General features: G+C 49.7%; 13 protein-coding genes and 1 tRNA gene. 8 read left to right on the top strand and 6 right to left on the bottom strand.

The features are described 5' to 3' along the window. Positions 1-85 precede the first annotated feature (85 nt). The 3 genes from metZ to HMPREF2572_RS08155 all read right to left on the bottom strand — a co-directional run bounded on the left by metZ (position 86) and on the right by HMPREF2572_RS08155 (position 2,954). Entirely contained in the window at positions 86-1,255 is a 1,170-nt protein-coding gene (gene metZ, locus HMPREF2572_RS08165; protein WP_070497594.1) for an O-succinylhomoserine sulfhydrylase, read from the bottom strand. A gap of 172 nt (positions 1,256-1,427) precedes the next feature. Continuing rightward, the gene (locus HMPREF2572_RS08160; protein WP_070497592.1) at positions 1,428-2,018 is read right to left on the bottom strand and encodes a DUF3465 domain-containing protein; all 591 of its coding nucleotides are present in this window, start codon (positions 2,016-2,018) and stop codon (positions 1,428-1,430) included. Between the two features lie 108 nt (positions 2,019-2,126). Beyond that, positions 2,127-2,954, bottom strand: a complete 828-nt coding sequence (locus tag HMPREF2572_RS08155) for a hypothetical protein (RefSeq protein ID WP_070497590.1) — start codon at positions 2,952-2,954, stop codon at positions 2,127-2,129. Positions 2,955-3,057: 103 nt separating this feature from the next. On the opposite strand from HMPREF2572_RS08155, the gene HMPREF2572_RS08150 reads away from it, so the two are divergent. The 3 genes from HMPREF2572_RS08150 to HMPREF2572_RS08140 all read left to right on the top strand — a co-directional run bounded on the left by HMPREF2572_RS08150 (position 3,058) and on the right by HMPREF2572_RS08140 (position 5,622). Further along, on the top strand, positions 3,058-3,309 hold the full coding sequence (locus tag HMPREF2572_RS08150; protein WP_016687175.1) for an NGO1151 family protein: 252 nt from the start codon (positions 3,058-3,060) through the stop codon (positions 3,307-3,309). A gap of 73 nt (positions 3,310-3,382) precedes the next feature. Further along, a complete protein-coding gene (locus HMPREF2572_RS08145) occupies positions 3,383-4,225 on the top strand; it encodes a basic amino acid ABC transporter substrate-binding protein (RefSeq protein ID WP_070497588.1) in 843 nt (280 codons plus the stop codon). Between the two features lie 164 nt (positions 4,226-4,389). Further along, a complete protein-coding gene (locus HMPREF2572_RS08140; RefSeq protein ID WP_070497586.1) occupies positions 4,390-5,622 on the top strand; it encodes a multidrug effflux MFS transporter in 1,233 nt (410 codons plus the stop codon). A 74-nt stretch (positions 5,623-5,696) separates the two neighbouring features. Here HMPREF2572_RS08140 and HMPREF2572_RS08135 read toward each other — a convergent pair whose 3' ends face one another. Further along, a complete protein-coding gene (locus HMPREF2572_RS08135) occupies positions 5,697-7,529 on the bottom strand; it encodes a PglL family O-oligosaccharyltransferase (protein ID WP_070497584.1) in 1,833 nt (610 codons plus the stop codon). Then, the gene (locus HMPREF2572_RS08130; RefSeq protein ID WP_003768527.1) at positions 7,529-7,891 is read right to left on the bottom strand and encodes a DUF2069 domain-containing protein; all 363 of its coding nucleotides are present in this window, start codon (positions 7,889-7,891) and stop codon (positions 7,529-7,531) included. The genes HMPREF2572_RS08135 and HMPREF2572_RS08130 overlap by 1 nt, the downstream gene beginning before the upstream one ends. A gap of 248 nt (positions 7,892-8,139) precedes the next feature. On the opposite strand from HMPREF2572_RS08130, the gene HMPREF2572_RS08125 reads away from it, so the two are divergent. The 4 genes from HMPREF2572_RS08125 to HMPREF2572_RS08110 all read left to right on the top strand — a co-directional run bounded on the left by HMPREF2572_RS08125 (position 8,140) and on the right by HMPREF2572_RS08110 (position 11,165). Then, the gene (locus HMPREF2572_RS08125) at positions 8,140-8,838 is read left to right on the top strand and encodes a peptidoglycan DD-metalloendopeptidase family protein (RefSeq protein ID WP_070497581.1); all 699 of its coding nucleotides are present in this window, start codon (positions 8,140-8,142) and stop codon (positions 8,836-8,838) included. Positions 8,839-9,027: 189 nt separating this feature from the next. After that, positions 9,028-9,561, top strand: a complete 534-nt coding sequence (locus tag HMPREF2572_RS08120) for a hypothetical protein (protein ID WP_246827787.1) — start codon at positions 9,028-9,030, stop codon at positions 9,559-9,561. Positions 9,562-9,633: 72 nt separating this feature from the next. Next, a complete protein-coding gene (locus HMPREF2572_RS08115) occupies positions 9,634-10,551 on the top strand; it encodes an Imm52 family immunity protein (protein WP_070497576.1) in 918 nt (305 codons plus the stop codon). A 188-nt stretch (positions 10,552-10,739) separates the two neighbouring features. Continuing rightward, entirely contained in the window at positions 10,740-11,165 is a 426-nt protein-coding gene (locus tag HMPREF2572_RS08110) for a hypothetical protein (RefSeq protein ID WP_070497574.1), read from the top strand. 189 nt (positions 11,166-11,354) lie between these two features. Here HMPREF2572_RS08110 and HMPREF2572_RS08105 read toward each other — a convergent pair. Further along, a tRNA-Glu gene (locus tag HMPREF2572_RS08105) sits at positions 11,355-11,430 on the bottom strand. Between the two features lie 155 nt (positions 11,431-11,585). Here HMPREF2572_RS08105 and rdgC point away from each other — a divergent pair. After that, complete coding sequence (rdgC, locus tag HMPREF2572_RS08100; protein ID WP_009312388.1) at positions 11,586-12,485, top strand: recombination-associated protein RdgC; 900 nt, start codon at positions 11,586-11,588, stop codon at positions 12,483-12,485. Positions 12,486-12,536: the final 51 nt, after the last annotated feature.

Genomic DNA, 12,536 nt, shown 5'->3' with positions numbered 1-12,536 from the left:
AATCGTTCTCTTTGAGCTAAGGCGAGGCAACGTCGTACTGGTTTAAAGTTAATCCACTATAAATGCCGCCAGTCGGGCGTTTGGCTTAACGCGCCAATGCCTGTTTCAAATCGTCAATCAAGTCATCGACGTATTCCAAACCGACAGACAGGCGCACCAGTCCGGGGCGGATGTTGGCGGCGAGTTTTTCTTCGGGCTGCATCCTGCCGTGTGTGGTTGTCCACGGATGGGTAATGGTCGAGCGCACGTCGCCGAGGTTGGCGGTACGGGAGAAAAGCTCGACGCTGTCGACGACTTTCCACGCGGCGTCAGTGTCGGCAACTTCAAAGCCGACCACGATGCCGCCGCCGTTTTGCTGTTTGCGGATAAGCTCCGCCTGCGGATGGTCGGGCAATCCGGTGTAGTACACGGCTTGGACTTGCGGCTGTGTCCGCAGCCATTGCGCGATTTTCAGGGCGTTGTCGAACTGTTTTTCCAAACGCAGCGACAGGGTTTCTACGCCGCTCAACAACTGCCATGCGTTAAACGGTGACATCGCCAGCCCGCAAGAGTTGCAATACATGGCGACCTGCGTCATCAGCTCTTCCGAACCTGCCAACACGCCGCCCATCACGCGTCCGTGTCCATCAATAGCTTTGGTCGCAGAGGAAACGGAAATATCCGCGCCGTGTTTCAAAGGCTGCGAACCGGCGGGTGACAGCAGGCTGTTGTCCACCACCAAAAGCGCGCCGATGCTGTGCGCCAATTCGGCTAAAGCTTCCAAGTCGGCCACTTCGCCCAAAGGGTTGGACGGCGTTTCCAAAAACAGCAGCTTGGTGTTGGCTTTGACGGCGGCTTTCCATTCGTCCATATCGGTCGGCGACACATGGCTCACTTCGATGCCGAATTTGGTGACGATGTTATTGATAAAGCCGACGGTCGTACCGAACAGGCTGCGGCTGGAAATCACATGGTCGCCCGCCTGCAGAAAGGTGAAAAACGCCGCCTGAATCGCGGACATACCCGTCGAAGTAGCAACCGCGCGTTCTGCGCCTTCCAAAGCAGCGATGCGTTTTTCAAAGGCGGCGATGGTCGGGTTGGCAGTACGGGTATAGGTAAACCCTTTGACTTTTTTGGAAAACAAATCGGCGGCGTGTTGGGCGTTGTCCCACATGAAGCTGCTGGTGAGGAACAATGCCTGATTGTGTTCGCGGTATTCGGTTTGCTCTTTGCCGCCGCGTATGGCGAGCGTCTGCGGGTGGAGTTTTTTACTCATTTGTTTTCCAATCTTTTTCAGCAGGTTTGTTTGATGTCTTAAAGAAGAGAAGCCATAGGTTAACTTGTTAACATTTTGCGCTTATTTGCGCCGTCTTTCAAGTTTGGCGGCGAATGGCAAAAGGTCGTCTGAAAACGTTTTTCAGACGACCTTTTGCAATCGTTCCAGTCTTTTATTGATAAACACGTCCATTATGTTCCAGCCAGCCGTCGGTATGGCGGCCTGCGGGGTCGTGGTGCGTCCAATGGAGGACACCGCCCTGCTCCGACCATTCGTATTCGCCGTAGAAGCCGACTTTATCGCCTTTTTTCAAGCCTTTGATTTTGTCGGCGAGGTCGATGTTGTGCGCCACTAAAAGCGTTTGCCCGCTTGAGAGCTTTAGGATAAAACGCTGATGGCGTGTGCCTTGGTTGTCGTCAGGCAGCGTTTTGAGAACCGTACCTGCGCCCTTCACCTGAATATCGCTCTCTTGGTTTTCAAAGGCTTGCTGCAATATTTGTTCCGTGCTGCCCTGCCCTGCTTGGCGTTCGGACTTCGGCTGCTTCGGTTGCGACTTTTTGGATTCAGATTGCTCAGGCTGGCGTTTTCCCGCTTGGGTTTGGGGCTGCGTTTGTGTTGGTACGGCATCCGCTGCCTGACCTTGCCGCCCCTGCTGCATTTTTTGATAACCGATTGCCACAGCGGCAACAATCAGTATCCAAATCCATTTGTTTTTATTCATAAAATCCGCGCCCAAAAAAATGCCCGACGGTGTATCGGGCATAAGTTATTTGAAAGGAGTTAAATCACGATAACGTGAGCCACCATTATATACAAAATCGGCGGAAAAATCAGCATTTTCAGTCCGATACCTGAAACGGCGGCTGTGTTATCACGCTTTTTTGTTTCCCTGACTGTATTTCATTTCGTATTTGATGTCGTTCAGGATTTTTTTCACGTTGTAATCCAAAAGCTGTTCCACCAAATCGGGCGCCTGCTCGCTGAGGGTTTGTTGAAGCTGGTAGGTAAACAGCGCCATTTGTTTCTGCACGGCGGTGCGTATCATGCCGTTGACTGCATCGGCGACGTGCGGGCGCAGGCGTTTGATTAAACGCTCGCTCAGGTCTTGCTCGGAAATGCAGAACACTTCCCTGCGGTTGATAACCTGCGGGTTCAACACGTTGATATTGACGGTAATCGGCGGCATTTCTTGCTTGAGGTCGTCTGAAACCTGCTCTTGTGCCTGCGGATTTTCGTTTTCAGACGACGTTGCTTCATCTTTGGCAGGCGTGTCTTTTGCAGGCGCGTCAAATTCGACCGTTTTACGTTTCGGGTTCAGCCAAACCGTACGCGTGGACTCGATTTGTCTGTCTGTCGCACTCATTTGCAGCGAAGACTGCGCGTTCAACCAGTTTTCCTGCAAAATCACCATCGCATCGGTCTCCGCCGTTTCGGCAGCGTCTTCCTCCAGCATGGCGTTGTGTTCCTCCTGCCATTTGCGCAGATATTCCGTCAAGACGGCATCGCGGTTGGCATCGTCGAGCTTGGCGGTTTTGGCTTTGGGCTTCTGCTCGACGGCTGGCTCTTGAGATTCGCGCACCAAAGGCGCGTGTGTGTAAGGTGCGTTCAATTGGCGGGTTTGACGCAGCTTTTCCAAGCGGCTTTCCCAATCCAGGCTTTCATCCGTTTGTTGTGGCGTATCGGGACGATTCGTATCCATTTTTTTGCTTTCGTTCTTCCGTTGTGTCATTTCATTTCACGCGCATAGCGAATGCCGTGATTTGCTATAATGCGGTATTTTAACAGATTCCCAGGAACACATCATGAGCAGCATCGAACAACGTCTCGAATATCTGGAAGAAGCCAACGACGTTTTGCGTATGCAGAACCACGTCCTCGCCACCGCACTCAAAGGTCTGATCCGTTCGCTGCCGTCCGATATGGCAAACGAAGCCGTCGAGTCCATCCAGCTTGCCTTTGAAGACGCGCTCGCCGAGTTGAACTACGAAGACAGCCCGCATACCGACCTCTTCCATGACGTAACCTACGCTTTTTTCCGCGAAAAAGAACACTGACGCGTAGCGACTTCCCCAAACCGTGTTAAACTATCCGTTTATTTATTAATATCCGTAAAGAAGGAACCTCCCCATGAACATGAAAAAATGGATTGCAGCCGCCCTCGCCTGCTCTGCGCTGGCACTCTCCGCCTGCGGCGGTCAAAGCAAAGACGCATCCTCGTCAGCCCCTAAAGCCGACAAAGTGTACCGCGTCGCCGCCAACGCCGAATTCGCACCTTTCGAATCATTGGACTCCGCCGGCAACGTTGAAGGTTTCGACGTCGATTTGATGAACGCCATGGCAAAAACCGGCAACTTCAAAGTCGAATTCAAACACCAGCCTTGGGACAGCCTCTTCCCCGCACTCAAAAACGGCGATACGGATATCATTATCTCCGGCGTAACCATTACCGATGAGCGCAAGCAGTCCATGGATTTCACCGACCCTTATTTTGAAATCACCCAAGTCGTCCTCGTTCCCAAAGGTAAAAAAGTCGCCTCTTCAGACGACCTCAAAAACATGGCTAAAGTCGGCGTCGTTACCGGTCAAACCGGCGACTTCTCCGTTTCCAAACTCTTGGGCAACGACAATCCGAAAATCGCCCGCTTTGAGAGCGTTCCTTTGGTCATCAAAGAGCTGGAAAACGGCGGCGTGGATGCCGTAGTCAGCGACAGCGCGGTCATCGCCAACTATGTGAAAAATAACCCGACCAAAAGCATGGACTTCATCACGCTGCCTGATTTCACGATTGAAAACTACGGTATCGCCGTACGCAAAGGCGACGAAGCGACCGCTAAAATGCTGAACGAAGCGCTGAAAAAAGTACGCGACAGCGGCGAATACGACAAAATCCACGCCAAATACTTCGCCAAAGAAGGCGATAAAGCGGCAGCCGCCAGCCAAGCAGCCAGCCAACCTGAAGCAGCCAAATAATCTGTTTCAACGTTCTTAAGCAATAAGAAAGGTCGTCTGAAAGCCTGTATCGCGGGTTTCAGACGACCTTTTATGTCGGATTTTGTTCCATGTGCGGATTAACCGAACCCTCGTTATTGCCGAACGAATCCGCCATAGAAATTCAAATACACAGAAAGTCCCTTATGTCCCAATCCACACCCTCCCCGCTGGGCGAAAAGCAAATGGCGGTTTTGATGGCGATGTTGGTTGCCCTGATGCCGTTTTCGGTCGATGCCTACCTGCCCGCCATTCCCGAAATGGCGCAATCTCTGAGCGCGGATATACACCGTATCGAGCAGAGTTTGGTTTTGTTTATGTTCGGCGTGGCGTTCGGGCAGGTTGTCGGCGGCGCGGTTTCGGATATTAAAGGGCGCAGACCGGTGGCTTTGGTCGGTTTGAGCATTTATTTTGCGGCTGTTGTCGCACTGACGATGGTGCAGTCGGCGGACGGGCTGTTGAACCTGCGCGCGGTACAGGCGTTCGGCGCGGGGATGACGGTGGTCATCGTCGGAGCGATGGTGCGCGATTATTATTCGGGCAGACAGGCGGCTGAGATGTTTGCCTTAATCGGCATTATTTTGATGATCGTGCCGCTGATTGCGCCTATGGTCGGCTCGCAGTTGCAGGAATTGGGCGGCTGGCGTTTTATTTTCGGTTTTTTGGCGGCGTATTCGTTTATTTTGTTCATCTTGGTGTTTGCTTTCCTGCCGCGTCCAAAGCAGACGGGCAAAATCGGGATGGACATTTTCGGACTAGTGGCGGGCAGGTTCGCCAGAGTGCTGAAGACGCGGGCGGCGATGGGCTATCTGTTTTTTCAGGCGTTCAGCTTTGCGTCGATGTTTGCATTTTTGACGGAATCGTCGTTTGTTTACCAAAAGCTGTACCATGTGACGCCGAACCAATATTCTTGGGTCTTTGCGCTGAACATTCTCACGATGGCTTCGTTCAACCGCATCACGGCATGGCGGCTGAAAACGGGGGTGCACCCGCAAAGTATTTTGAAATGGGGCATTATCGTGCAGTTTGCGGCGAACCTGACGATGGTGCTGCTGGTCTGGTCGATGGGGCTGCCGCCGATGTGGGCTTTGGTGCCTTGCGTAATGTTTTCGGTAGGCACGCAAGGCTTGGTCGGCGCGAACACGCAGGCTTGCTTTATGACTTATTTCAAGCAGGAAAGCGGCAGCGCGAATGCGGTGTTGGGCGTGTTCCAATCCATCATCGGCGCAAGCGTGGGATTGCTGGCGACTCGGCTGCACAATGGTTCCGCCTTGGTCATGGCGGGCATGATGCTGACTTCGACGGTATGCGGGATTGTGTTGCTTTGGCTCTTTTCGCATCAGGCTTGGAAGGAAAACGATAAAAGCGAATATGTGTGAATAATCAATAACAAAAGGTCGTCTGAAACCTTGAAATCGGGTTTCAGACGACCTTTTTTACATCAACCTATTGTTTATTGCACAACATCGCAGGACTTCGCTTTTTCGTGTTTAGGCGCGTTGACGAAATCTTTGCAGTCCGCCAGCAGCTTGGGCAAAAGCGGTTGGAACACGGGATGGCTGCGCAGTTTGCCAGCGTAAAACGACATCATGTACGGATAATAATACTGCATCGCCTGCATCCATTTCGCGCCCTCTTCCGTCTTGCCTTGACGGTAGAGATACAGCGCCACCTGATAAGCGTTGGAATACGGTCGGTAAGACAAGGAATTGATCGCCGCCTTCTCCGCCCAAGGTTTGACCTGCATATCGGTCGGTTCGGCTCGGCGGGTCAGGCTGAGGTCGGCATAATAAGCCAGCATCGGACTATTTTCGGAAATGTGGCGCAAACCGTTAATCTTACGTCCGACCATATCCGTACTTTCATTTTTCGGAATCCGGCTGTAATCGACCAAATCCGTATAAGTCCAACCCATGTGCAGCAGCCCGCCGATAATCAGCAGCGTGGTAAGCCCGCCCGCCCAATTTCGGCCGCGTGCCCAAGCAAGGTCGTCTGAAACGTCTTCATAACGTGCCGGCGCGAGTGCGAACATCAACACAAACGGCGTCAGGAAATAGATATACCACAATGGGTACTCCAGCATACTGTGGCACATACTGACGGCAACCATAGACAGCAGCAGCAGCGAAGCCGGATGATAAGGACGCACCAACATCCGCCACAGTCCCGCAAGCATTGTCAGGGCAACCAATACCGTACCGACCAGCCCGACTTCGGAGAGCAGTTGTAAAACAATATTGTGCGAATGGGTAAACAACACGCCTAAGATATTATTCGGGAAATACTGCTGCTCCGCATTAATCCAGAAAGTCTGTTGGGCAAAGCTGTTCCAGCCGTGTCCGAACCAAGGTGCGGACAAAAAGGCAGTCCATGCCTTACGCCATTCAATCTGACGCATCGAGCCTTCAAAACCGCTGTTTCCGGCGCGTTCGACCGCCGTTTCATATTGACCGTTGCCCAGCAGCTCCAAAATCGAACCCATCGCAAATTGAAATACCGCCACCAACGCGACCGTCAGGAAAAATATCCGCACCAGCCTCGCAGAATCCCGTCCCGCACGCCAACGCCACACGGGCAAAATCAACGCCACGCCTGCCACATAGCCCAGAATCGTGCGCGAATTGACCAAGCCCAACACAGCCGTCATCAAGAAGACCAACAAAAATCCCAACCAGCCCGGCATTTTACGGGTTGACCACAAATAAGCCGCCGCCAAAACACCCCACATCAAATAATGCCCGAGGTGATTGCGTTGTCCAAGCTGACCGCTGACCTCTTTCCCGCTATACACAATCATGCTGCGCAGGAAACCAAGATCATACCAGCCCTTAAACTGTATAAACGCAATCGCAGCCTGCAGCAACGTACCAAACAGCAGCGACCATGCAAACACCGTCACGATGCGTTCCTGCCCGTAGGCAGCCACCCAACCGCGGCAAGCCCATACCGCCAACGCCAAAATGACAAACGTCCACATCACCATATCGTTCATGCCGACGTAAATCAAATCCATCATCCGCGCCTGCAACCACCAAAAAGCCGCCAAAACCAGCAAACCGACAGCCGCCTTAGGCAGGCGTACACTCAACAAACCCTTATACGCCGTGACCAACACCAGCATCAGCGCGCCCAGCAGCGAAGCCGCTTCCAGATAAAAACTCGACAACGGGCCCACGCGGTAGAAGGACAAAAACGGCGCGGCGCATATCCACAAGAAACAGCACCACAAAGGCAACAAACGTCTGTCCCATTCACTCTTAAGGTCGTCTGAAAAACGCATAAACATTATTTTCCCGCCTTTCTCTGCTGCTTCACAAAAGCCAGGCATGCAACAAAAAACACCAAACACGCCGTCAACGATAAAGCGGCACACACCACCTCGGCAGCACCCGCATTAAACAAACGCATCACCGCCTCGGCAAAATAAATCAAAATCAACATAGAACTATACTGGTAAGTATAAACTTTACCCTTCAAAATACCCGACAACGGCAGGCACAAAGGCAAAGCCTTCAGCGCCAGCCACGAACCGCCGCTGCGCAAAGGCGCAATCCACAGCTCCCACGATAAAGAAAGGACAATCAAAAAAATCAAGCTGCCGCAAGCAGCCAGATAAGGCAAAGAAGATTTATGAGAAGAAGTATTCACGGATAAAGTTCAACAGGCATCGCGCCGAGTGTAAAATGCAGGATTATACCGAAAACCGAAACAGCCGTTGCAGCCCGACCGTTTCAGACGACCTAGGACACTCTCCCCATCCGTCGTATTGCTTTTCAAACTGTCCGACGAATCAAAAAGATATCCCGTCAGGCAGCCGAACATCCCGAAAAAATCCCCAAACAGGTTGAACCTTCACGCCTGCCCATAATCCTATTGATTTATTCTTTTGGTTCTCTATGAAAACAAACCATACCCTATCTTTCAAAACCGCAATTCTCCGTTTGTCCGCATTAGGCTTGGCATTCACACTTGCCGCGTGTGCCGGCGGCCCATCCACCGGCCCCGTACCCGACGGCTACTACCGCGTCAAACCGGGCGACACCCTCAGCCAAATCGCCAAACGCTACGGACAAAACGTCAACACCTTGGCATCATGGAACAATCTGAACAACGCCTCACAAATCGAAGTCGGACAAGTCTTGCGCGTCCGTAAAAACGCCGCCAACCACCCCCGTTCCGGCAGTACCGACATCAGCAGCGCCAGAACCGTCGCCCCCGTCAACCGCCTGACCCTGCAATGGCCGGTCGATAACGGCAAAAATTCCATCATCCGCGGCTACGACAGCACAACCAACAAAGGCATCGACATCGGCGGCACACTCGGACAAAGCGTCAAATCCGCAGCAGCCGGAACCGTCATCTACGTCGGCGAAGAAGTGCGCGGCTACGGCAAACTGATTCTCATCAGCCACAACGACTTCTCCATCACCGCCTACGCACACAACGACACCATTCTGGTTCAAAAAGACCAAAAAGTCGCAGCAGGCCAGCCGATTGCCACCATGGGCAATAGCGACACAGACGGCGTCAAACTGCATTTCGAAGTCCGCATGAACGGCAAAGCCGTCGACCCGATGCAGTACCTGCCCGGCTGATTTACATCTTAATAGAACCCAAACCAAGCCGCAGCCCGATTCCGACAAACGGATTGCAGGTCGTCTGAAATGCAAAAACGCTTCTGTTTTAAGAGACAGAAGCGTTTTTTACAATTTGCATTCTTGAGGAGATGCTGATGCACCCGATGGCTACGCCTTGCCCACTTTTCCTCATATATAAATTTGACAATGCGCTTTTATCTGCAACATATTTTGCTAGAAGGAAACATTTCAGATATTCTAAAAGCATTTCAAAACATGACATATTTTCGGATCACCACACAAACACAACAATTACTTTTAGAAAGGACACATACAATGTTTGATTTAACGTGCAACTACTTAGACGATGATGATATAGATCACGAAGCCGAAAAGCAGTGGATTTTTAAAACTCTGCACCAGCTTGAAAAAGAAGAGGAAATTAAATCCTTGTTGAACGATTTTTCAAAATTCTCATCGTTATATGACGAAGCCGTTGCAGCAGGATTGAAAAAAAGTGCAGTCAACGACTACATTATTATTTCCGTCTCAGCACCAGACGAGGTAATCAGCGCGCTCAAAGAATATTTGGAGAAAACCATTTATGACGCATGGGGCAGAACCGTGTCAAAAAGCCAAATGCTGCGTGATTTCGTCAGCGAATACAAATGGAAACATTTAGATATGGAAACATTCGATGCCATGAATCGGGACAGACTCTTCAATAATATTGAACTCTAGCAGTATTTACTAGGTAAACAAGAAATTGCAGCGAATCCCAAATACGCCCAAAGAATGAATCTAGGAAACTAAATGAAAAAAATCGATTTCATAATGCATTTCACCGTTATGCAGCATTCCTTCGATCGTGTATTCAAGGATATGTTAGCTTTTCAAAAAGAACATCTCCAAGAGCTATTTGTATGTAACGATACGGTTACGGTAAAACTGTTGACAGAACGTAGAAATATCAAAAACGGTATGGTCAACTTTAAAGACAAAAGCTATCCGGTGATCAAGACCAGTAAAAACTACAATTGCAACTATAAAGACAAATATGTCGAATTTCCCCTGCCTCTTGCCGATCTTGCACTCATGAAGGATTTTGCACTGACTTCGAAAGAAGTACGGCATATGCCCGAGATATTCGACCTTAACTGGTTGAATGTGCCTTATAAGGAATGGCATAAATATGAGGATAAACATCGTCCAATAGAAAAACGACACGGTTTGTTTAAGCTAGATTTACTCCCAAGAGCTGATGGTTCTGTTGTTTTTGGACATTATTTTTTGATGAACGAATCCGATATCAATAAAACCCTGATAAAAGAATGGATATTCTTTTATTTGGATAAATATCTGCCGCATTGCCGGTTTCAAGGAATAAACCGTTTTTACCCTTCGAGAGTCCGGCCATTTTCCCTTTACAAAAAACGTATGGCTTTAGAATGGTTTTCCTTTCTACCCGCCGAAATCCTGCCTGAGGAAGTACCCAGCGCAAACGAGGTTATCTATCTTCCAAATTGTGGCAGCATCATTATTAGCACCGAGCAGCCCTACGACTTTGAGAATCCTGAAATGCGTAAGGTGACTGCCGCTATCGAACAAGAGCTGCACCATTTAGGATTGCTGCCTCTTGTGGATCATTTTGGCATTCCTCAAATTAGCGATTTACCCTTTATCAGTCGTGAGCAGCGTCTGAAAAACATGAGTCGGGGAAGCCGGATATAGGCAAAAAATAATACGTTTTAACTTTTCAGACAACCCTATGGGATTGTAGTCGTATAAATTGTGCAGAATTTCCTACACCCTTTTATAGTTGTAAGCTTCGTCACTAACTGCACACCACCTTCGAGAGAGGCGATCCGCGATAAAGGTCGGCTGAAAACCTGATTTTGGTATTTTTAGACGACCACATCATGAAATATACCTATATTATGTCATTAGAAATTAAGAATTTTTTATCTATTACCGATGCCGAGGAAATCGATTCAGCTTTAAATCAACTGCCTTGGACTGGATCAAGTATAGATTGGGATAAGATTAAAGGTGAGAAGCTGCGTATTTCCTTATTTGGGGAAATAACGACAGCATCTATTCATTATGACACTTTTAAAAGATTTAAAGCTTGCCAAGGGAAGAACGTAGTAATTTACTACTCGCCATCACATCAACCTTGGATACTGAGTACGGATGATTTTATCTATAATTGGTTAAGCATCTTTGAAGAATTACTTGCGTTTCCTAAATTTATAGTATTTTGTTATGAAAGAATCTGGCAGCCTGGATATTTAGAAAATTCAATAGAATGCGAACCTATTGGAGAGTTGATAGGTTTAGTCTGAAAAAGAACCCTAACATACATAATTTCTTAATTTGCACACAAGGTATGTATGGAATGCACGCGCAGGGATTGAGGCATGCGATGCAGATTCTTTAATGGCTGCATTAAAACAGCCAACACCCAACCCCACCCATTTCAAAAGACAAAAAATAAACCCTTACTGTTCTCCAGTAAGGGTTTATTGAAAATCTGGCACGCCCACGGGGATTCGAACCCCGGTTGCCGCCGTGAAAGGGCAGTGTCCTAGGCCTCTAGACGATGGGCGCGTAACCGAGTTGCGAACTATACATAAGCGTTAAAACGCTGTCAACGGGTTAGGCGTTTTTTATGGTCAAACTGGTTTCAGACGACCCTTCTGCTCCTTATCTTTGTATCGGCTTTGCCTGTATAATGCCGCTTTTAATGAAAAGGAAAACAAACCATGTGGTTCAAGCAGATCAGTTTTTATCCGCTCAACAAAGAAAAGCTGCCCGAAGCGGACGTACTTGCCGACAAACTTGCGGAGGCTGAATTTACCCGCTGCCAAGGTTTAGACTGGTCCAGCGAAGGCTTTGCCGCACCGGTTTCGTTCTCTCCCGAACTCGTTTTCCCTGCCGATTTTACTTTGCGCGTCGCCCTGAAAAAAGAAGAAAAAGTCCTGCCTGCCGGCGTCATCCGCGATATCTTGGAAGAAAAGGTGGCGGAAATCCAAAACAATGAAGCCCGCAATGTCGGTCGCAAGGAAAAACAAGAGCTTAAAGAGCAAATTACAGACGACCTGCTGCCTCGCGCGTTTACCCGCAGCAGCCGCACTGAAGCAGTGTTCAACACCCGCCACGGCTATCTGCTCGTCAACAATGCGGCTTCTGCCAAAGCGGAAAACATCCTGACCAAGCTGCGCGAAGCCTTAGGTGGCTTGGAAGCCTCGCTGCCGAATACCAAGCAATCGCCCTCTTCCCTGATGACCGAGTGGCTGTTGCAAGGGCATTGCGAAGGCGGTTTTGAATTGGACAGCGATTGCGAACTCAAAGGCGTGGGCGATGTTGTTCCCGTCGTCAAAGTATCCAAACAAGATTTGACCGCCGATGAAGTGGTCCAACACGTCAAAAACGGCAAAACCGTGACCCAACTGGGCTTGGTGTGGCGCGAGCAAATCGCCTTCATCCTCACACAAGACTTCACGCTCAAGCGCATCCAATACCTCGACGTATTGCAGGAAGAAGCCGAGAGCAACGGCGACGATGCCGCCAGCCTTGCCTTCGCCTCACAAATCCTGATGGCGGAATCCGTCAGCACCATGTTGGAAGAGCTGGTTTCCTATTTGGGCGGCTGGCAAGACTAATTTTTCAGACGACCTTTACACGATATAGTGGATTAACAAAAATCAGGACAA

Origin of the sequence: Neisseria sp. HMSC064E01 (assembly GCF_001808875.1) — a bacterium.
Taxonomy (GTDB): domain Bacteria; phylum Pseudomonadota; class Gammaproteobacteria; order Burkholderiales; family Neisseriaceae; genus Neisseria; species Neisseria sicca_A.
This window is presented reverse-complemented; position numbering and strand designations above follow the sequence as displayed.